The following is a 19,492-nucleotide window of genomic DNA, read 5'->3' on the forward strand; positions in this document are numbered from 1 at the left end:
GAGCGGTTATGCAGGCTCCTGACCTCGGTGTCGGTATGACTGTCCCCGACGCCGTCGAATCGCTGATCGCCGACGCACCGCTATCCGCGCACCTCGCCACCGCCGCCGACGACCGTCCGCACGTCGCGCCCGTCTGGTACGACTACCACGACGGGCGCCTACGGCTGCTCACCGGGGGTAGAAAGCTCGAGAACGTCGAGCGAAACCCGCGCGTAGCGGTTTCGATCGAGGAGGCCGACGGTCCCGCCGTCGAGTGGAGCGTCACGCTGCTCGGTACCGCCCGGATCGTGGAGGACCCCGATCACGTCCGAGAGGTCTCCCGACGGATCAACGCCAAGTATCGCGGCGAGGACGTCGGCGACGCCGCCGGTCCGATGATCGAGGTCGAGATCGGCTCCACGACGGTACAACGGTACTGACGCGGACGGAGCGAACGGGCCGAGCACGAGAACGCCGAGTCGCTCCTCTCGTTTCGGTACCTGCATTCAAATCGGCCGGTTTCGTCACCTGTCGCTCGCGAACGTGCTCGCGACGGAATGAACGGGCCGGGCGCGATTTGAACACCCACTCGTTCCGCTCACTTCGCTCGCTTCACTCCCTGCATCCAAATCGCTTCATGGCCGCTTCGCTCCTCGCGATAGTGCTCGGAACGTAAGCGGGCCGGGCGCGATTTGAACACGCGACCGTCTGGTTAAAAGCCAGACGCTCTGCCGAACTGAGCTACCGGCCCTCACTCACGTCTCCACGGTGCGGACAAAAGAGGTTTCCCCTTTCTGCAGGCCGAACGCGCCGAACCACGACCGACCGGGTTATCGGCGTGGGCCCCGACGGCCACACGAGAGCCATGTCCGAGGACCGCATCAGGGACCACGTCGACGGACGGCGACGGAGCGGCGGATCACGGACCCCGGCGGAGCCGGATCCCGGCGACCGGGTCACGCTGTATCACCTCGATCCGAAGGGGTTCGGCGACGGTCGGGTGGCCGAGGGAACGCTCGTCCGGTTCGACCCGGAGACGGTCACGATCCGACGGGAGGGCGGTCGGAAGCTCGGCGTTCGGACGGAGGCGCTGGCGTCCTGGGAGTGGGAGCCGAGCGGCGGCCGCCGGTAACGGGGACCCTACCGGGAATCGGTCGATGATCGCCCGACGGCGAAGCCACCGCCGTCGTTCCGAAAAGCAGGGGGTTAAGTGTCGGCCGCGACTACGCAGACGCCATGAGCACCGGCGTCAGTATCTCTTCGATGTCCCGATACGCCATTCTGGGCTGCGGGAGCGTCGGGCACGCCGTCGCCGACGAGCTGATCGATCAGGGCAAGGACGTCCTGATCATCGACCAGGACGACGACCGCGTCGAGACGCTCCGCGACCGCGACATGAACGCACAGGTCGGCGACATCCGCGAGCGGGAGACCCTCGAATCGATCGCCGAGCGCAACGTGGTGCTGGTACTCTCCTCGGACGTCGAGGCGAACAAGGCCGCCGTCTCGAACCTCCGCGAGATCGGCGACGATCAGTTCGTCGTCGTCCGAGCGAGCGATCCCGTCACCGGCGACGAGCTCGCGGATCTGGGTGCCAACAGCGTCATCAACCCCTCGACGGTGATCGCCGAGTCGGCGCTCCGTCTGCTCGAGTCGGGCGAGCTGGAGCATAAGGCCCGACAGCTCGCCGAGATCATCACCCGAACCCAGCAACGGGTCGCGATCGTCACCCACGAGAACCCCGACCCCGACTCGATCGCGAGCGCCGTCGCGCTGCGTGCGATCGCACGGTACCTCGACGTCGAGGCGGACATCTTCTACTTCGGCGACATGGGCCACCAGGAGAACCGGGCGTTCGTCAACCTGCTAGACGTCGAGATGACGTCGGCTTCGCGCGACGACAGGGACGTCTTCTCCGAACACGACACGATCGCGCTGGTCGATCACGCGATGCTCACCGACACCGGCGCCGAGTTCGACCACGAGATCGACGTCCTCATCGACCACCACGACGTCGAGCTGGAGCAGGACATCCCGTTCGTCGACACCCGGCCGCAGATGAACTCCACGTCGACGATCCTCACGAAGTACGTCCAGGAGTTCGACCTCTCGCTCGAGGAGTCGGTCGCGACCGCGCTGCTCTACGGCATCCGCGCCGAGACGCTCGACTTCAAGCGCGACACTACGCCCGCGGACCTCACCGCGGCGGCCTACCTCTACCCCTTCGCGAACCACGACACGCTCGAGCAGGTCGAGTCACCCTCGATGAGCCCCGAGACGCTGGACGTGCTCGCCGAGGCGATCACGAACCGCGAGGTTCAGGGCAGTCACCTCGTCAGCAACGCGGGGTTCATTCGTGACCGCGAGGCGCTCGAACAGGCCGCCCAACACCTCCTCAACCTCGAGGGGATCACCACCACCGCGGTCTTCGGCATCGCTAACAACACGATCTATCTCGCGGCGCGTTCGAAGGACATCCGGCTGAACATCGGTCGCGTGCTGCTCGACGCGTTCGAGGGGATCGGCGAGACGATGGGCCACTCGACGCAGGCGCGCGTCGAGATCCCGCTCGGCATCTTCACCGGGATCGAGACCAGCGAGGACAACCGCGCGACGCTGCTCGAGCTCACCGAGGAGGCGGTTCGAAGGAAGCTGTTCGACGCGATGGGCGTCGAGAGCGGGGAGGGATCGAACGGGACGTGAGCTACGCGACGACCTCCTCGCCCTCCTCGTCCGGCGTCTCGAGTCGCTCGATCACGTCGTTGACGAGGACGACGTCGCCGACCGCCCGGACCCACCGATAGGGGATGAGGACGCCGCGAGCGCCCCGGATCTCCTCGCCGAACAGCTCCTGGTTGGGGTCGCGAATCGCGAGCCCGGTGACGACCTCGGTGCTCAGGTCCAGCTTGATGTCCTCGACCTCACCGACGAACACGCCGTTGTTCGAGTAGACCTCGCGTCCGACGAGTGAGGTGATCTCCTGTGGGGAGCGTTCCTGATCCATACCGTTCACTTGAACGGAGGGGTATTAACCGTTGGCGGCTCGGGACTCTAGCCACGGCTGCGCACGGAATCCTCGCGGGCACCGATACGTCTCGAACCCCGATCGGGTCCCGGTTCGAACGCTCGCGAGCCCACTCGGCGCCCCCGCCCCGAGGACCGTCGATCCGTACGAGGCATTTATGTAGTGTCGTTCACCGACTGATCGGTTCCTCAAGCGGTGACGTGATGTCGTGAACCGCCGTACGACCGATGCCGGGTGCCTCTGACGTAACCGGTAGGAGCCGACCGCCGCCCTGCCCGGACCGGCGGTCGGTTTCCGTTCTCCGCGGATGCTACCTCCGGAGACCGCTTCACGTTCCGAACCGGACCCGACCGCGGACGACCCCGAGCCGTCTCCGTTCGGTACCGACCCGGGAGCTCATCGTCGCCTGATCGCCGCCCTGACCTGCGGGATCGGGTCGTACCGTCCGACGGTATCACCCAGCACGAACAGCTCGATGTAGCGCAGGTACGCGACCGGCGCGACGTGGACGAGTAGGACCGTTCCGAGGACGGACGCGAGGTACGGCACCGCGAGGACGCCGGCGACGACCCGACCCACCGTCGTCGTCGACAGTCCCCGTTCGATCAGTGCGGTGCCGACGGCCGCCCCGAACGCCGAGAACGGCAGCGCGAACGCGACGGCCACCAACGCGGCCAACAGTCCGCCGGCGAGCGCGATCAGCCCTCCCAGCGCTCCCGCGACGAGCAGGTAGGCGACGTACTGATGCCACTCGTTTCGCAGCGTCGGCAGAAAGGCACGCCAGCCCGCCGAGAGCGAGCGACCGTCGACGAACATGATCGGAACGACGAACGCGACGGTCAGCCGGTCGAGGACGGCGAGCACGACCGCGACGAGCGCCAGCGGGACGAGGACGAGCGGTCGAGGGCGCCCGGTTCGGAGGGCCGCCGACCCGATCAGACTCAGACAGACCAGAACGGCGAGTCTGAAGCCGAACAGCTGTACGCCGGCGCGCCACCACTGTCTCCCGTCAGCCGCGAACCGAACCGGTTCGCCGCGTAGGGCGTCGAGAAACACGAACTCGAGGACGCTTCCGACGAACAGGACACCCAGACCGATCGCCACGCCGGTCGCCGCGATCGCTGCGGTCGTCGGGACCGACTCGATCCCTCCGGCGGCGTCGAGGACGGCGGACCCCCGGTTGAAGTCGATCAGAAAGGGCGTCGTGAGCCCCCCGACGAAGAGGACGAGAACGGCGAGCCTGCCCCAGGTAGCGAGGGTCGAACCCGCGAGCAGGCGCCGGGTCGCCGCCGCCGACTCGCTCGCCGCCCGAAGCGCGTACCACGCCATGCGTCCGCTACCCGTGGCGGCTACTTATCGACACGGAAAACTACCCGCCTCTCGGGGCGATCCCGCGGCTCGAGGCGACGACCGCGAGCAGGTAGACGGCGATGGCGACGACGACGATCGTCGCCCCCGGTGCGAGCGAGTAGCGCCACGACAGGACCAGTCCGGAGACGGCGGCGATCTCGCCGACGACGACCGAGGCGTACAGCGAGTCGCGAAAGCCGTTCGTCACCTGCGAGGCCGCGGCGACGGGGACGACGAGCATCGCCGCCACCAGAATGACGCCGAGGATCTGCATCGAGCCGACGACGACCATCGCGGTCAGGACGATCAGCATCGCGTTGTAGCCCGAGACGTTGAGCCGTGCGACGCGGGCGGCCTCCTCGTCGAACGTGACGAACAGTAACGGCTTGTACGTCAGCGCGACCGCCGCGACGACGACGAGGCTCAACACCCCCATCAGCAGGACGTTCCCGCCGCTGACGGTGGCGATCGAGCCGAAGAGGATGCTGTTGATGTCGACGGTCGCGAGGCCACCGCCGAGGCTGATCACGAGCGTGCCGAGCGCGAAGCTCCCGGTGAGCATGATCGCGATCGGGACGTCGCCGTACGATCCGGTTCGGTCGGCGAGATACTGCACCCCGAGCGCGCCGACGACGCCAGCGACGAGCGCGCTGAGCAGCAGTGCCGGCGACCAACCCGAGCCCGCGAACAGCAGGGTTCCGACGGCGACACCCGCGAAGGCGGCGTGGGCGAGCGTCTCGCCGATCAGCGCCATCTCGCGGTGGACGAGGTAGGTGCCGATCACGGGGCCGACGACGCCGATGAACACCGACGTCGTGAGCGCGTTCCACATGAAGCCGTAACAGGCCATCCGCGTGCCGAACGACCGTCCGACCGCACACGTCGCCTCGAAGAACGGCGCGGGCATCAGTCCGAACGCGATCGGGAGGAACAGCCCGACGATCGAGAGCGCGAACGCACCGAGCGCGAGCCGCCGAGCGAGGGGGGTCCGTCGCATCAGTGGTCGTGTTCGATCAGCCGACCGGTCGACCCGTACGCCCGCTCGAGCGCGTCGCTCTCGACGAACGTCTCCGTGTCGCCGTGGTGGTAGATCGTCCGGTTGATGCAGGTGATCCGGTCGGCGTGCTCGGTGACGACGCCGATGTCGTGTTCGATCAGGACGATCGTGATCCCCTGGTCGTTCAGTCCGTCGAGCAGGTCATAGAAGTCGTCGCGCGAGTCGGCATCCACCCCCACGGTGGGCTCGTCGAGCGCCAACAGGTCCGCCTCCGAGGCCAGCGCCCGCGCGATGAACGCTCGCTGTTTCTGGCCGCCCGAGAGCGTGTTGACCCGCCGGTCGGCGAGATCGGCGATGTCGACCCGCTCGAGCGCCTCGTCGACGATCTCGCGGTCGCGATCCCGCAGCCAGCCGAACCGGGTGTGTGGATATCGGCCCATGGTGACGACCTCCCGGACCGTGATCGGCATCGTCCGATCCCTGTCCGTCGAATGCTGGGAGACGTAGCCGATGCGCTCGCCCTCGTCGAACGCCTCGACAGGCCGGCCGAACAGCTCGATCCGACCCTCGTCGGGGCTCACGAGCCCGAGCATCAGCTTCAACAGCGTCGTCTTGCCTGAGCCGTTCGGTCCGACCAGTCCGAGGAACTCCCCCTCCTCGACCGACAACGAGACGTCCTCGACCGCCGGCCGACCGTCGTAGGCGTAGGTGACGTCCTCGACCGTGATCGCGGCGTCACTCACTACTCTGCCCCCAGCGCCCGCCGGAGCGACGGGAGGTTGATCTCCTCCATCTGTCCGACGTAGTCGAGCCCTTCCGCCTCCCATTCCTCGGTGACGCTCTCGGCGGGCGAGAGCCTCGCGACGTCGGTCGCGGTTTCGGCCTCCTCGACGATCGTTCGTGCGAGGGTGTCGCCTTCGAAGTGGTCGTAGAGGACGTATTCGATCCCCTCGCGTTCGACGAGGTCGACGGTCTCCGCGATATCGCCGGGGCTCGCCTCGGCGTCAGGCGAGACGCCCTGGGGCGTGTGGATCTCGAAATCGTAGCGCTCGGCGAGATAGCCGTAGGAGTCGTGGCCCGCGACGACGACGACGTCACGCTCGCGTCCGGCGAGTTCCTCCTCGAAGCGCCGGTCGAGCGCCTCGAGCTCGTCGAGGTACGCCGCCGCGTTCTCCTCGTAGGTCTCGGCGTTCTCCTCGTCGGCCTCGACGAGCCCGCCCCGGACGTTCTCGACCGCCTGCCGGGCCCGCACGGGATCGACCCAGAGGTGGGGATCGTAGTCGCCGTGATCGCGTCCGTCCTCCTCCTGGTGATCACCCTCGCCGCCGTGCTCGTGGTCGTCGTGTCCGTGTTCTTCGTCGCCGTCATGATTCCCGTCCTCCTCGCCGTCGTGGTGGTCCGACTCGTGGCCGCGGTCGCCGTACTCCGAGAGTTCGATCCCCTCGGCGACGGGGATCAGCGTAACGTCGTCGTGGTTCGCCTCGATCTCGGCGACGATCTCGTCGGCCCAGCGCTGGAACCCCTCGATGCCGAGGTGGACGAAGGCGTCGCGCTCGACGACGTCCGCGGTGATGTCCGACTGGGGCTCCCAGCCGTGGCCGTGCTGGCCGGCGGGGACCGCGTTCTCGACGGCGAACGCGTCGCCGCCGACGTTCCGCACGAAGTCGTAGAGCGTGAAGAACGACGCCGTCGCCGAGGTGCCCTCGCTCTCCTCGCCTCCGGCGTCGCTCGCCCCGCTTCCGAGCGAACCGGTACAGCCCGCCACGCCGGCCGCCGCGATCGCTCCCGCGCCGAGCCGCAGAAGCTCCCGCCGGGTCTCGTTCATACACGTCCCGAACCGACGTCAGGGTAAAAGAGTTATTATCGAGGGAAGTAAGGTTAACAACTCCTGCCGAGCGGGGTGTTGCGGATCACTGGTCGGCGACGCTACAGGGGGTCGCGTCGGCCAGTTCGACGAGCGACGTGGGGTCGATCGGGAAGACGGCGTCGGGCGTGCCCGCGGCCGCCCAGACGGTTTCGAACCCCGTGAGGGTCTCGTCGAACAGGACCGGGACGTCGGTCTCGTGACAGATCGGCGGTACCCCGCCGATCGACCAGCCGAGCGTCTCCCGGATCGCGTCCGCGTCGGCCATCCGGACCTCCTCGACGCCGAGTTCCGCCGCGACCCTCGTCTCGTCGACGCGGTTAGCCCCGCTCGTGACGACCACGACCGGCTCCCCGTCGGCGTCCCCGCCGGCACGCTTCGGACTGGCGTCGTCAGAACTCTCCAGTTCTGACTCATCAGGATCGTCCTCCGATCCCGAGACGGCAGTAGCCGTCCCGTCGGCCACCATGACGATGCTGCTCGCGATCTGGGCGACGTCGCAGCCGACGGCATCGGCGGCGTCGGCCGCGGTCTTCGTCCCTTCGTCGAACTCGTGGACCTCGATCTCGAGGCCGTAGCGTTCCGCCGCTCGCTCGCGGAACTCGGCTGCGCGCGGATGCATGGCCTCCGTTCGGTCGCCGAGCCCCAAGTATCACTCGTCCCCGGCGAGCGGGGTCGCCTCGCGGAAGCGCGCCACCGCGTCCCGGTCGGGCAGCGCGGTCATCGCCCCCTCGGCGGTCGTCGTGGTCGCCGCCACCGCGTTCGCGAAGCCCAGCGTCTCCTCGAGGTCCTCGCCCGCCGAGAGCGCGGCGAGCGCTCCCGCGGTGAACGCGTCACCCGCGCCCGTCGTGTCGACCGGCTCCACCGCGTAGCCCGGGTGGGACGTCTCGCCGGTCCACGGGGAGTCCTCGGTGGCGAGCGCGGCGGCACCCTCGCGGCCGAGCGTGAGCAGTGTCGTGTGTGGCCCCCGATCGCAGGCGGCGCGGACGAGCGCCGCCGGTTCGTTCCCGGAGTCTCCCACGTCGGCCTCGGCGAGGTCCTCCGGGGTCGCCTTCAGCACGTCCACCCGGGGGAGTAGTTCCCCGATCAGCGTCGCGAACTCCTCGCGATCCGACCAGAGCTCGGGGCGCGCGTTCGGGTCGAACGAGACCGTACAGCCGTGCTCGCGCGCACGCGCAGCGAGATCGATCGTCGCCTCGCGGGCGGGTTCGCTCGCGAGCGTCACCCCGCCGAGGTGGACCCAGGAGACCGTCTCGAGCGCCTCGTCGTCCACGAGACCGGGCTCCATGCGGGTGTCGGCGGTGCCGTCGCGGTAGAAGGTGAAGGCGCGGTCCGCGTCCTCGTCGTGGCTGACGAACGCGAGCGTCGTCTTCGCCTCGGGGTCGCGCTCGACGAACCGGTCGGGCAGGCCGTGCTCACCGAGGGTACGAGCGAGCAGGTCGCCGAACGGATCGCTCCCGACGCGCGTCCAGAACCAGGGAGTCGCCTCCAGGGTGGCGAGGCCGACGGCCACGTTCGCGGGCGCGCCGCCGGGTCTGCGGGTGAACGTCTCGACCGCATCGAGGCCCCCCGGTCGGTCCGGAAGGAAGTCGATCAGCGTCTCGCCGGCGACGAGGATCTCGGGATCGGCCATGCGCCACCTCTACGCGGCGTCGTCAAAGGCGTGGTGGATGACCGGCGACGTTTTACACCCGGAACGACGACGCGACGCATGACTGCGCCGACCGTCGCCGCCTGCCAGATGCCGGTCGCCGACCTCGACGTCGAAACCAACCTCGAGCGGATCCGACGGCGCGTCTTCGACCTCTCCCCGGCCGTCGACGTCGCGGCGTTTCCTGAACACGCGCTGACGGGGTTCGTCCCCGACGAGCGGCTCCACGAGCACGCGATCGCCCGCGAGGACGGCACGCTCGATCACGTACGAGCGCTCGCCGCCGACGTCGACCGTGCGATCGTCGTCGGCTTCGTCGAACGGGCCGACGGGACCTACTACAACGCTACCGCGTACGTCGGCCCGGAGTCGACGGCCGTCTACCGGAAACGCCACCTCTGGGGCGCCGAGCGCGCGCTGCTGTCGCCGGGGACCCGACGGGTGGTCGTCGAGACACCCGTCGGACGCGCGGGGCTGCTCACCTGTTACGACCTCAACTTCGTCGAGGAGAGCGCGGCGTTCGTTCGAAGGAACGTCGACGCGCTGTTCGTCGCCGGCGCGTGGCCGAGGGCGCACGCCGAGAACTGGCGACTGCTGCTTCGCGCCCGCGCGCTCGACGGCGCCCGGTGGGTCGTCGGCGCCGGACGTACCGGCCGGCGGGACGTCGAGCGCGCACCCACGGCGGAGTACGCCGGAGGATCCTGCATCGTCTCCCCGGACGGGAGCGTCGCGACCGAACTCGACCGCGAGTCAGACGACTGCGTTCGGACGCTCGACTCGGCGACGCTGGCGGAGCATCGATCGACCGTCTTTCCCGACTCGGACCCGTCGAACCCGTAACGGGGAAGAATTCTTTTCGAAAAGAAAAGATTCGTTCCATCGAACCAAGCTTTAAGAGGGTGGCCGTCGTATCTCGGGACGAGATGAGTACCCAGAAGACCGTCCGTCAGCAGGCCGATCAGGTAGAGGAGAACCCCATCCGGCTCGACCAGGAGAAGGCCGAACAGGTGATCGACGCGCTGAACACCGACCTCGCGAACCTGTACGTGCTGTACCACCAGCTCAAGAAGCACCACTGGAACGTCGAGGGCGCGGAGTTCCGCGACCTCCACCTGTTCTTCGAGGAGGCCTACGAGCACGCCGAGGAGCAAGCCGACGCGATCGCGGAACGCGCCCAGGCGATCGGCGGCGTTCCCGTCTCGGGTCCCTCGAACCTCGAGGAGCGAGCGACCGTCGAGTTCGAGGGTGAGGACGTCTACGACATCCGAACCATGATGGAGAACGACCTCGAGATGTACGCCGAGACCGTCGAGACCGTCCGCGAGCACGTTCGACTCGCGAACGACCTCGGCGACTACGGCAGCGAGGAGATCCTGCGCCACACCCTCACCCTGGTCGAGGACGACGCCCACCACATCGACCACTACCTCGAGGACGACACCCTCGTCACCGAGGAAGCGATGGAGCGGTAGGACGGCTTCCGACCGGAACGAGTTTTCAGCGCGTCATCGAAGCGAACCGGAGTGATCTCCACTGTTTTATCGGTAGCGAATCGATCCGACGTATGGTATTCGATCCGAATCGTGTCGAGGCGATCGCGTTCGACTCGTACGGTACGATCGTCGACGTCACCGCCGTCGAAGAACCCCTCGCCGAGTACGTCGACGAGCCGGAGCTGGTGTCACAGCTCTGGCGAAACCGATCGCTCGGCTACGCGATGGTGGCTAACGCCATCGAGGAGTACGATTCGTTCTACCAGATGAACCGCACCGCACTCCGGTACGCACTCAACGTCGCCGGCGTCGACGTCAGCGAGGACGAACGCGAGGAGATCCTCTCGACGTACGACGAGCTGGCCGTGTTCGAGGACGCCGTTCCCGGTATGGAACGGCTTCGAGACATGGGATACGACCTGTACGTGGTCTCGAACGGGAGCTACGAGATGCTCGACGGCCTCGTCGAGCACGCCGGCATCGGTGATCTGATCGAGGAAACGATCAGCGCCGACGAGGTCGAGACGTTCAAACCCGTAGACACACTCTACCGACACGCTGCGGACGAGATCGGCGTGCCGATCGAGGAGATCACCTTCGTCGCCGCGGGATGGTGGGACGTCCCGGGAGCGATTCACGCCGGCATGCAGGGGGTCTGGATCAACCGTCAGGACACGATCTGGGGACCCTATGAGACCGAGCCGGCCCTGACCATCGAGACGTTCCACGATCTGGCGGACGAGCTCGAAGAGGGATAGAACCCTACCGCCGAGGTTCGACGACGAAGTCCGTCGCGATCCATCCGTCGCTGTTGTCTTCTTCCGTGAACACGGTTCTCTCGGGGGACGTCCGGAGGGCGGAGACGAGGGCTTCGGGCTCCTCGTTCTCGTCGTTCAGGTCGGCATCGTGTGCGTCCGTGACAGCCATGTCTCGAGTTAGGTGGACCTAAAGGTAAATAGATTTTGGTCCGCCTAACTCTCGCGCCCGATCCCGCAGCCCGAGACCGGGGTGCAGTCGACGCCGCGCTCCTCGAGCGCGTCGATCAGCGCGTTCATCCCGATCGCATCGCTCGCGATATGACCGGTGACGACCAGGTTCTTCGCGTCGCCGAACTCCTCGCGGAGTTCCCGGGGATCGTCCCCGCCGGCGTGGATGTAGATCACGGTGTCGACGCCGTGTTCGAAGTACGTACGGGCGACCGGGGCGCCGCCGTTGGTGCCGGCGGCGTGGTGGATCGCGACCTCGCCCGCGGCGTTGTCCGTGCGACCGACCCGCACCTCGACGTCGGTCCGTGCCGTGGCGAGTTCGGGAATCGTCGACAGGCGCTCGACCAGATCGCCGACCGTCGCCTCCTCATCGAGCGATTCGGCGGCGTCGACGAACGCCCGACGACCGACCTCGTCGGGCGCGAGGTGGACGTTCATGTAGGGCTGTTCGAGCAGTTCCGCGATGCTCGGGTCGTGGCGGTAGTTCGCCGCGTGGGCCGAGAGTTCGGTCCGTTCGCGGAGTTCGGCCACGGCCTCCTCGGCCTCGTCCTCTGGTACGCCGTGGTCCGTGAGGAACGTCACCTGTCGGTCGAGCACTGCTGGGAACTCGAGACGAGCACGGCCGCCGACGGGGTGGTGGGCGAGCGCCAGGTCGTAGCCCTCGCTCGCCGCGAGCCGGAGCTCCGGGCTCTCGAGGTCGATCCCGACGAGGGCGGTCTCGATCCCGTCGCCGGGGACGTAGATCGTGCTGTCGGCCGGCACGTCCTCCCAGCCGACGAGGTCGAGGCTGGCGTCCATGATCTCGCGCGTGGAGAGTCCCATACCTCGTCCCCTCGCTCGGGAGGCGTGTATGCCCGGGAACCGGCAAGGACGTTCGTCGGGAGTCGACGTGCTCCGCCGGCCGCGAGCCGATCGACGACTCCGCCGCTCAGCCGTCGTCGCCGTCGATACCCTCGCCGATGATCACGGCGTTCTCGATCAGCGCCCTGTGGCTGCGTCGGAGCCGCTCGGAGAGCGCCTGGTGGGAGACGTCGAGCGTTTCGGCCAGTTCGCTGAGCGAGACCTCTCGGGGAACCGCGTAGTAGCCGTGGTTGTACGCCTCGGTGAGGGTGGTCTCCTGGCTCTCGGTCAGCCCGAACCGGCCCTGCTTGCCGTCGTCGACGTTGTAGATCCGCTGGACGTCGATCTCGAGGTCGTGCTCCCGACAGAAGTCGTAGGTGGCAGAGAGCGCCTCGCGGGCCGGAAAGAGCACCCGGAGGAACCAGCCTTCGGGGGTCCCCTCCGCCGCGAGCACGGTCCCCTCCTCGTCGACCAGGATGTGGATGAGCGCCTCGATCGAGGCGATCCACTTCATCTGATAGAGGACGGAGTCCCCCGGACGCGCGAGCGTTTCGGCCACCTCGACGCTCGGGTCGTCCCCGAGCACCCGTTCGAGGTCGTCGGGATCGACGCCGGTCGCCCAGACGTACGGCATCACGTGCTCCGCCTCGTGGGCGACGATCCGCTCGATCTCGAAACGCGTGTCCTCGAGCGTCGTCAGAGTGTGATGGAGCGCGAACTGGGCGGACGGAATACGAACCTCGGCGATGGTGGCCACACCTCTCCATACGACGTTCCACCGGATATACACCGCCGTCGGAGGCGGCCGTCGCACGCTCTCGATCCGACCCCCGAACGGGGGGTTACTCGTCGGGATCCGCGGCGACGCCGAGCGTGGCGATGGCGTGGAACGCGTCCTCGACCGTCAGATCGACGTCGTGGACGCGGTCGGTCGGGAAGTGCATGATGAACCCGTTGGACGTCGGGTTCGGCCCCAGCGGGATCATGATCGTCTGCATCTCGTCCGCGCCGACGCCCTCGCGGATCTCCGGCGGCGTCTCGGCGGTCAGGAAGCCGAGCATGTAGGCGTCCTGGTGGGGAAACTCGACGAGCTTGACGTCCCGGAACTGCTCGTTCTCGTCGTCGAAGAGGACGTCGCTCGCCTGGCGCACGCTCATGTAGAGCGAGCCGAGCACGGGAAGCGCCTCCATCCGGCTGTGAAACGCCGACGCGATCGAGGAGCCGGAGGTACGGTCGGCGACGAACCCCACGAACAGAAAGAGGCCGATCAGCGAGGCGAGCGTCGACAGCTGGATGAGCACCGCGGGTGGTGAGCTCCCTGGCCAGAGGAACTCGACGGCCCCGACCACCGGTGAGAGCATCCCGAGGATGAAGTCCAGAACGAACAGCAGTATCATCAGCGTGATGACCAGCGGAATCGTGATCGCGATGCCCTCGATGAGCCACCTCCACAGCGTCGACCGCGAGTCGTCGGCCATAGCCGACGATACGATCCACCGTCTCGAAGTCCTTTTTCGTTTTCGCCGACGGCGCGACCCCGGCAAGGCCGTCGTCGGTCGTCACGGCTTTTCCCCGTCCCGCCGTAACGGACTCCATGACCGAAGACCTCTTCAGCCCGCTCGAACTCCGCAAGACGGAGCTACCCAACCGGGTAATGGTCTCGCCGATGTGTCAGTACTCCTGTGAGGACCGGGACGGGATCGCCACCGAGTGGCACCACGTCCACCTCGGCTCCCGCGCGGTGGGCGGGGCGGGCGTCGTGATGGCCGAGGCGACCGCGGTCTCCCCCGAGGGTCGAATCACCCCCGAGGACCTGGGAATCTGGAGCGACGAGCACGCCGAGGCGCTCGCGCCGATCGCCGAGTTCGTCCGCGAGCAGGGGAGCGTGCCCGCGATCCAGCTCGCCCACGCCGGTCGCAAGGCGAGCAAGACCCGACCCTGGGAGGGGAGCGAACCTCTCCAGCCCGACGAGGGGGGCTGGGAGGTACTCGCGCCGAGCGAGGAGCCGTGGCCCTACGACGACGAGCCGCCCGAACAGCACGCGATGGAGCAGGGGGAGATCGAGGGGCTCGTCGAGGACTACCGCCGAGCGGCCGAGCGCGCGCTCGATGCTGGCTTCGAGGTCGCGGAGGTCCACGCCGCCCACGGCTACCTGCTCCACGAGTTCCTTTCGCCCGTGACCAACGACCGCGACGACGAGTACGGCGGGAGTTTCGAGAACCGCACCCGGCTGGTTCGGCAGGTCACCGAGGCCGTCCGCCAGGTGTGGCCCAACGAGAAGCCCGTGTTCGTCAGGATCTCGGGCACCGACTGGCTCCCCGACAGGGAGTCGTGGACGATCGAGCAGTCGGTCGAGCTGGCCGACGAGCTTCACGAACTGGGCGCGGACCTGATCGACGTCTCGAGCGGGATGCTCCACCCCGATCAGCAGCTCCCCGAGGAGGGATCGAGTGCCCAGCTTCCCCTCGCCGAGCAGGTCAGCGAGGAGCGCGAGTCGGGGATCGCCGTCGGCGCGGTCGGCGGGATCACCGACGCCGAGCAGGCCGACGAGCTGGTCCGCGAGGGGACGGCCGATCTCACGATCATCGGCCGCGAGCACCTCCGCGATCCGTACTTCACGCTCCACGCCGCGAGCGAACTCGACGCCGAGGACCGCGTCGCGCCGCCGACGCAGTACCAGCGCGGCTTCTGAACTGAAGCTATTTGACCGCCCTCGCCGTCGAACGGGTATGGAGTACCGCCCGATCCCCGCCGATCGAAGCGACGAGTTCCGCCGGCTCGTCTCGTACGCCTTCTCGCCGGAGTCCGGTCCAGAGATCGACGACGAGGAACGGCCCCATCCCGGCGAACGGTACGGTCTCTTCGAGGGCGAGACGCTGCTGTGTGTCTGTCGCCACTACGACCTCACCGTCCGCGTCCGTGGCGAGGACCGGCGGGTCGCCGGTCTCTCGGCGGTCGCCTCGCCGCCGGAACACCGCCAGCGAGGCTACGTCGCCGAACTCCTCAAAGAGAGCCTCGCCGACTACCGCGAGCGCGGAATCGACCTCTCACTGCTGTGGCCGTTCGAACACGCGTTCTACCGGCGCTACGGCTGGGGAACGGTCAACGAGTACGCCCGTTACGCGACGGCTCCCGAAACGCTCGCGTCCGCGGCGGGGCCCGACCGGGGGCGGTTCCAGCGGATCGAAGCCGACGAGTGGGCGTCGCTCGACGCGATCCACCGCGCACACGGCGATCGCGCCGATCTCTCGATTCGGCGGACCGAGGAGTGGTGGCGAAGACGCGTCTTCGAACGCTGGTCGGAGACACCCTACGTCCATCGGTGGGACGAGGAGGGCGAACCCAGGGCGTACCTCGCCTACGCGGTCGACGACGACGGCGAGAGAACGCTCCGCGTCACCGATATGGCCTACACCGACCACGCGGCACTACGCCAGCTCCTGCGCTTTCTCTCGGTCCACCGGAGCCAGATCGACCGTATCAGCCTTCGCGCGCCGCCGGACTTCCCGCTGTTCGAGATGGTCGATGCACCGGGGGAGATCGAGTGTACGCTCCATGCGGGGCCGATGCTCCGGCTGGTCGACGTCGCTCGTGCGCTGGAACGGCTCGAGACATCCGACGGGTTCGAGAGACGGATGACGATCTCGGTCTCGGATCCGTCCGCCCCGTGGAACGACGGGACGTTCTCGCTCTCGGGCGAGGGGGTGGCCCGCGAGCCGACCGAGACGGCGGCGGTCGAAACCACCGTCGAGACGCTCTCGCAGCTGTATGCCGGCTACCGGCCGCTCGAAACGCTCGAACGGGTCGGCGACCTCCGTATCCACGACGAGTCCGTCCGGCCCGCGATGGAGGCGCTGTTCCCGGCCCGTCGAACGTATCTCGGCGAGCACTTCTGATTCGACCCTTTTTGTGCTCGGCACCCGAGGAACGAACATGACACGCGACGACGACCTCGAGGAACGGGTCGACGAGCTTCAGCGCTCGCTCGAGGAGCTCCGCCGCGAGATCGAGCCCCGACCGCCGCGCGGTCCCGGCGGGCTGCCGCGTCCGCCGACGCCACGCGAACTCGTCCGGTTCGCCGATCGGCAGGCGATCCCCACGGCGATAGCGGTGCTCGAGGCGAACGTCCGCGCGCTCGAACTGCTCCAGGCGGCACTTCGGCTCGCGGATCCCGAGCGCGCGGCCGCCGAAGGGGCCGACCACACCCGCGTGCGGGCCGAGGACCTGAGCCGGCGGAGCCTCGACCGGCTCGACGACGTACTGCGCGACCTCCAGGAGGCCACACGGGGCGATACGCTCCCGCGGGACGGCGACGCCCGCGAGATCCTCGAGGAGGCTCGCCGACTGCGCGAGGAGATCGCCGAGGGGATCGGCGATGCGGAGCGGGAACGAGAGCGAAACCGTACACGAAGCCGGGAACGGGACCGCGATCGGGACGCCAACGCGGAGCCGGAGGACGAGGGCGTCGAGATCGACGTCGAGGACGAACTCGACTCCATCCGTGCAGAGCTAGACGGGGATGGGGACGACGAAGACGAGGACGAGGCGGAGGACGACGGGAACGAGAAAGACGCGACGTGACCGGTCCGGACCGTCGTCTTCTCTCCAATCGCAGTTACGGACACGCGACCGATGCGGCCGATTCGATCGGCCGCGTTCTCAGACCGGCTCGAACCGGTAGCCGTCCCACTCCTGGCTCTCGGGTTCGCGGATGCCCGCGCCGGGCTCTCTGAGTTCCTCCTCGTAGACCGGTCGGACCTCGTCGCCGACCTCGACCTCGCCGGTCGTCAACTGGCCGAGCGCGCGCACCGACTGGTCCTCGACCTCGAATTCGACGATCGCGAGGTGGTTGGGCTGGCGCACCCCCGGCGGGGTCGCCTGCGAGGTCGTCCACGTGATCACGGTCGCGGTGTGCTCGCTCAGATCGATCTCCTCTACCGGTTCGCCGCCCTCCGGCCCCACGGGGTGGCCGGGGTACGTGATCGTACCGTCGTCGTACTTGGTTGCCTTCAGTGTCATTGTGGACCCTCCAGAATCGCGGTGAGAACGCAGTTGCCAAAGCCGCCGACGTTACACGCCAGGCCGACGTCGGCCTCGACCTGTCGGGGGCCCGCCTCGCCGCGGATCTGCTGGTATATCTCGTAGATCTGTGCCACGCCGCTCGCCCCCAGGGGATGGCCCTTCGACTTCAGCCCGCCGGAGGTGTTTATCGGGAGGTCCCCGTCCCTGTCGGTGACGCCCTCCTCGACGGCCTTCCAGCCCTCGCCCTTCTCGAAGAAGCCGAGGTCCTCGCTCTGGAGGAACTCGAGGATCGTGAACATGTCGTGGAGCTCCGCCACGTCGATGTCGTCGGGTCCTCGACCGCTCATCTCGTAGGCCTCGCGGCTGCTCTCGACGACCCCGCCCATCACGGTCGGATCGTCGCGCTCGTGGACGACCTGGGTGTCGGTCGCGCCCGCGATGCCCGTGAGCAACACGTAGTCGTCGGTGTACTCCTCGGCGACGGATTCGGGACACATCAGCAGCGCCCCCGAGCCATCAGTGATCGGGCAGAAGTCATAGAGCCGAAGCGGGTCGGCCACGATCGGCGACTCGAGCACCTCCTCCAGCGAGACCTCCTTCTGGAACTGCGCGTGGGGGTTGTCGACGCCGTTCTTGTGGTTCTTCACGGCGACCTTCCCGAGGCTCTCGCGGGGGGCGTCGTACTTATCGAGGTAGTGGCGTGCCGTGAGCCCCGCGAAGGAGGGCAGCGTGACGCCGTGTTTGTACTCGACGGGGTGGGTGATCGAGGCGATCACGTCGGTCGACTCGCCGGTCGATCGGTGAGTCATCTTCTCGCCGCCGACCAGCAGCGTGAGGTCGCTCGCTCCGCTCGCGACCGACTGCCAGGCGGCGTACGCGCCCGCGGCACCTGAGGAGCTCGTCTGGTCGATCCGCTGTGTGTAGGCGGGCATCGCCCCAAGATCGTGGGCTAGCATGTTCATGATGCCCGTCTGTCCCTCGAACTCCCCGCTCGCCATGTTCGAGGTGTACAGGTGGTCTAGCTCGCTCGGTTCCACGTTCGCATCGTCGAGACAGTCGATCGCGGCCTCGGCGAGGAGGTCGCTGAGCCACCCCTCCCGTTGTCCGAACTGGGTCATCGACGCGCCGATGATCGCTACGCGGTCCATACACCCCACTCACGGAGGAGGGATTTATTTGCTATGTTCTCCCATGGGATGCGGGTAGCTCCGGGACGTCCGCCGATCGCGTGATCCGTCGGCCGTGGGTTCGACTGAGCGGACGGCTCGAGGATCGCTCCGTCGGTATCCGCCTCACGGACGTCGAACACGAACCGTGGACGCTCCATCCGGCGACGGTCCCGGTCGCGGGGAACACGCTGTTCGAGGCGAACGGGTTCGGTCGCCCCATGGACGAACCGGCGTACTACTACGGTCCCGGCGTGGACGTGGTCACGACTCGAAGCAGGCGGTGGGATCGAACGGACACCACGTGATCGATCGGCCGCTCAGAGATCCATCCCGCCGTTGACGTCGAGCACCTCGCCGGTGATGTAGGACGCCTCGGGACTGGCGATGAACCGGACCGTCGAGGCGACCTCCTCGATGGTCGCGAACCGCCCGAGCGGGATCTCCGAACGGATCCGGTCGCGGACCCGTTCCGGTATTCCCTCGATCATCGCCGTCTCGGTGAAGCCCGGCGCGACGCAGTTCGACGTCGAGCCACTCTCGGCGAGTTCGATCGCGAGCGTCCGCGTGAGCCCGAACATCCCGCTCTTCGCCGCGGCGTAGTTCGCCTGCCCGAGGTTGCCCTGCTTGCCGACGACCGAGGAGATGTTGATCAGCCGTCCCTCCGGCGCCTCCGCGATGTCGTCGAAGAACTCCTTCGTACAGACGAACGCGCCGGTGAGGTCGACCTCGATGACACGGTCCCACTCGGCGCGGGTCATCTCCGAGAACATCGTGTCGACGTTGATGCCGGCGTTGTTGATGAGGACGTCGACCGAGCCGTACGCGTCGTCGACCTCCTTGTGCATCGCCGCCACCTCCTCCTCGTCGGTGACGTCCGCCTGCGCGATCATCGCCTCGCCCCCTTGTTCGCGGATCCCGTCGGCGACCTTCTCGGCCGCGCCCGCCGAGGCGCGGTAGTTGATGACGACGTTCGCGCCCTTGTCGGCGAGCTCCTCAGCGATGCCGCTACCGATACCCCTCGACGATCCTGTTATCAAACAGGTACGATCTTCGAATCCCATTGTTGTACGGAGTCGGACTCCCCGCTCCGGATGGGATATGCTACCGTCTTCCCCG

General features: G+C 67.7%; 24 protein-coding genes and 1 tRNA gene. 10 read left to right on the top strand and 15 right to left on the bottom strand.

Features of this window, described 5'->3' with window-relative positions; genetic code table 11:
• Nucleotides 1-35: 35 nt before the first annotated feature.
• Nucleotides 36-419 (top strand): pyridoxamine 5'-phosphate oxidase family protein, encoded by a 384-nt coding sequence (locus tag V0Z78_RS10245; RefSeq protein WP_336344532.1) that lies wholly within the window; start codon nucleotides 36-38, stop codon nucleotides 417-419.
• Between the two features lie 237 nt (nucleotides 420-656).
• Here the strand turns inward: V0Z78_RS10245 and V0Z78_RS10250 are convergent.
• Nucleotides 657-730 (bottom strand) — tRNA-Lys (locus tag V0Z78_RS10250).
• A 114-nt stretch (nucleotides 731-844) separates the two neighbouring features.
• Here V0Z78_RS10250 and V0Z78_RS10255 point away from each other — a divergent pair.
• Nucleotides 845-1,111, top strand: a complete 267-nt coding sequence (locus V0Z78_RS10255) for a hypothetical protein (RefSeq protein WP_336344533.1) — start codon at nucleotides 845-847, stop codon at nucleotides 1,109-1,111.
• 104 nt (nucleotides 1,112-1,215) lie between these two features.
• On the top strand, nucleotides 1,216-2,682 hold the full coding sequence (locus tag V0Z78_RS10260; RefSeq protein WP_336344534.1) for a DHH family phosphoesterase: 1,467 nt from the start codon (nucleotides 1,216-1,218) through the stop codon (nucleotides 2,680-2,682).
• 1 nt (nucleotide 2,683) lies between these two features.
• Here the strand turns inward: V0Z78_RS10260 and V0Z78_RS10265 are convergent, their stop codons facing one another.
• From V0Z78_RS10265 to V0Z78_RS10295, 7 genes are all read right to left on the bottom strand, one after another.
• On the bottom strand, nucleotides 2,684-2,983 hold the full coding sequence (locus V0Z78_RS10265; protein WP_336344535.1) for a PRC-barrel domain-containing protein: 300 nt from the start codon (nucleotides 2,981-2,983) through the stop codon (nucleotides 2,684-2,686).
• A gap of 417 nt (nucleotides 2,984-3,400) precedes the next feature.
• Nucleotides 3,401-4,333, bottom strand: a complete 933-nt coding sequence (locus V0Z78_RS10270; protein ID WP_336344536.1) for a DUF7544 domain-containing protein — start codon at nucleotides 4,331-4,333, stop codon at nucleotides 3,401-3,403.
• 40 nt (nucleotides 4,334-4,373) lie between these two features.
• Nucleotides 4,374-5,351, bottom strand: coding sequence for a metal ABC transporter permease (locus tag V0Z78_RS10275; protein WP_336344537.1), 978 nt, complete (start codon nucleotides 5,349-5,351; stop codon nucleotides 4,374-4,376).
• Complete coding sequence (locus V0Z78_RS10280; RefSeq protein WP_336344538.1) at nucleotides 5,351-6,094, bottom strand: metal ABC transporter ATP-binding protein; 744 nt, start codon at nucleotides 6,092-6,094, stop codon at nucleotides 5,351-5,353. The genes V0Z78_RS10275 and V0Z78_RS10280 overlap by 1 nt, the downstream gene beginning before the upstream one ends.
• Complete coding sequence (locus V0Z78_RS10285) at nucleotides 6,094-7,176, bottom strand: metal ABC transporter substrate-binding protein (protein ID WP_336344539.1); 1,083 nt, start codon at nucleotides 7,174-7,176, stop codon at nucleotides 6,094-6,096. The genes V0Z78_RS10280 and V0Z78_RS10285 overlap by 1 nt, the downstream gene beginning before the upstream one ends.
• Nucleotides 7,177-7,261: 85 nt before the next feature.
• Nucleotides 7,262-7,837, bottom strand: coding sequence for a YbaK/EbsC family protein (locus tag V0Z78_RS10290; protein WP_336344540.1), 576 nt, complete (start codon nucleotides 7,835-7,837; stop codon nucleotides 7,262-7,264).
• 30 nt (nucleotides 7,838-7,867) lie between these two features.
• On the bottom strand, nucleotides 7,868-8,848 hold the full coding sequence (locus V0Z78_RS10295; RefSeq protein WP_336344541.1) for a carbohydrate kinase family protein: 981 nt from the start codon (nucleotides 8,846-8,848) through the stop codon (nucleotides 7,868-7,870).
• 78 nt (nucleotides 8,849-8,926) lie between these two features.
• Here V0Z78_RS10295 and V0Z78_RS10300 point away from each other — a divergent pair, with 78 nt between their 5' ends.
• The 3 genes from V0Z78_RS10300 to V0Z78_RS10310 all read left to right on the top strand — a co-directional run bounded on the left by V0Z78_RS10300 (nucleotide 8,927) and on the right by V0Z78_RS10310 (nucleotide 11,117).
• A complete protein-coding gene (locus V0Z78_RS10300) occupies nucleotides 8,927-9,706 on the top strand; it encodes a carbon-nitrogen hydrolase family protein (protein ID WP_336344542.1) in 780 nt (259 codons plus the stop codon).
• Between the two features lie 83 nt (nucleotides 9,707-9,789).
• On the top strand, nucleotides 9,790-10,338 hold the full coding sequence (dpsA, locus tag V0Z78_RS10305) for a DNA starvation/stationary phase protection protein DpsA (RefSeq protein ID WP_336344543.1): 549 nt from the start codon (nucleotides 9,790-9,792) through the stop codon (nucleotides 10,336-10,338).
• Nucleotides 10,339-10,430: 92 nt separating this feature from the next.
• Nucleotides 10,431-11,117: a haloacid dehalogenase type II gene (locus tag V0Z78_RS10310; protein WP_336344544.1), complete on the top strand. Its 687-nt coding sequence runs from the start codon at nucleotides 10,431-10,433 to the stop codon at nucleotides 11,115-11,117.
• A gap of 4 nt (nucleotides 11,118-11,121) precedes the next feature.
• Here V0Z78_RS10310 and V0Z78_RS10315 read toward each other — a convergent pair whose 3' ends face one another.
• From V0Z78_RS10315 to V0Z78_RS10330, 4 genes are all read right to left on the bottom strand, one after another.
• Entirely contained in the window at nucleotides 11,122-11,286 is a 165-nt protein-coding gene (locus tag V0Z78_RS10315; protein ID WP_336344545.1) for a hypothetical protein, read from the bottom strand.
• Nucleotides 11,287-11,330: 44 nt separating this feature from the next.
• Nucleotides 11,331-12,167, bottom strand: coding sequence for a hypothetical protein (locus V0Z78_RS10320; RefSeq protein WP_336344546.1), 837 nt, complete (start codon nucleotides 12,165-12,167; stop codon nucleotides 11,331-11,333).
• 106 nt (nucleotides 12,168-12,273) lie between these two features.
• Nucleotides 12,274-12,942: a helix-turn-helix domain-containing protein gene (locus tag V0Z78_RS10325; RefSeq protein ID WP_336344547.1), complete on the bottom strand. Its 669-nt coding sequence runs from the start codon at nucleotides 12,940-12,942 to the stop codon at nucleotides 12,274-12,276.
• 85 nt (nucleotides 12,943-13,027) lie between these two features.
• A complete protein-coding gene (locus V0Z78_RS10330; protein ID WP_336344548.1) occupies nucleotides 13,028-13,663 on the bottom strand; it encodes a DUF502 domain-containing protein in 636 nt (211 codons plus the stop codon).
• A 116-nt stretch (nucleotides 13,664-13,779) separates the two neighbouring features.
• On the opposite strand from V0Z78_RS10330, the gene V0Z78_RS10335 reads away from it, so the two are divergent.
• Genes V0Z78_RS10335 through V0Z78_RS10345 form a run of 3 tightly spaced genes read left to right on the top strand, consistent with a single transcriptional unit; the run spans nucleotide 13,780 to nucleotide 16,766 of the window.
• Entirely contained in the window at nucleotides 13,780-14,877 is a 1,098-nt protein-coding gene (locus tag V0Z78_RS10335; protein WP_336344549.1) for an NADH:flavin oxidoreductase/NADH oxidase, read from the top strand.
• Between the two features lie 37 nt (nucleotides 14,878-14,914).
• The gene (locus tag V0Z78_RS10340) at nucleotides 14,915-16,081 is read left to right on the top strand and encodes a GNAT family N-acetyltransferase (protein ID WP_336344550.1); all 1,167 of its coding nucleotides are present in this window, start codon (nucleotides 14,915-14,917) and stop codon (nucleotides 16,079-16,081) included.
• Between the two features lie 37 nt (nucleotides 16,082-16,118).
• Nucleotides 16,119-16,766 (top strand): DUF7547 family protein, encoded by a 648-nt coding sequence (locus tag V0Z78_RS10345; protein WP_336344551.1) that lies wholly within the window; start codon nucleotides 16,119-16,121, stop codon nucleotides 16,764-16,766.
• 78 nt (nucleotides 16,767-16,844) lie between these two features.
• Here the strand turns inward: V0Z78_RS10345 and V0Z78_RS10350 are convergent, their stop codons facing one another.
• Nucleotides 16,845-17,204 (bottom strand): OB-fold domain-containing protein, encoded by a 360-nt coding sequence (locus V0Z78_RS10350; protein WP_336344552.1) that lies wholly within the window; start codon nucleotides 17,202-17,204, stop codon nucleotides 16,845-16,847.
• On the bottom strand, nucleotides 17,201-18,355 hold the full coding sequence (locus V0Z78_RS10355; protein ID WP_336344553.1) for a thiolase family protein: 1,155 nt from the start codon (nucleotides 18,353-18,355) through the stop codon (nucleotides 17,201-17,203). Before V0Z78_RS10355 ends, V0Z78_RS10350 begins: the two co-directional genes overlap by 4 nt.
• Before the next feature lie 80 nt (nucleotides 18,356-18,435).
• On the opposite strand from V0Z78_RS10355, the gene V0Z78_RS10360 reads away from it, so the two are divergent.
• Nucleotides 18,436-18,681, top strand: coding sequence for a DUF2071 domain-containing protein (locus V0Z78_RS10360; protein WP_336344554.1), 246 nt, complete (start codon nucleotides 18,436-18,438; stop codon nucleotides 18,679-18,681).
• Between the two features lie 12 nt (nucleotides 18,682-18,693).
• Here V0Z78_RS10360 and fabG read toward each other — a convergent pair whose 3' ends face one another.
• Nucleotides 18,694-19,437, bottom strand: coding sequence for a 3-oxoacyl-ACP reductase FabG (fabG, locus tag V0Z78_RS10365; protein WP_336344555.1), 744 nt, complete (start codon nucleotides 19,435-19,437; stop codon nucleotides 18,694-18,696).
• Nucleotides 19,438-19,492: the final 55 nt, after the last annotated feature.

The sequence above is a fragment of the Halalkalicoccus sp. CG83 genome, from assembly GCF_037081715.1.
GTDB classification, from domain to species: Archaea; Halobacteriota; Halobacteria; order Halobacteriales; family Halalkalicoccaceae; genus Halalkalicoccus; species Halalkalicoccus ordinarius.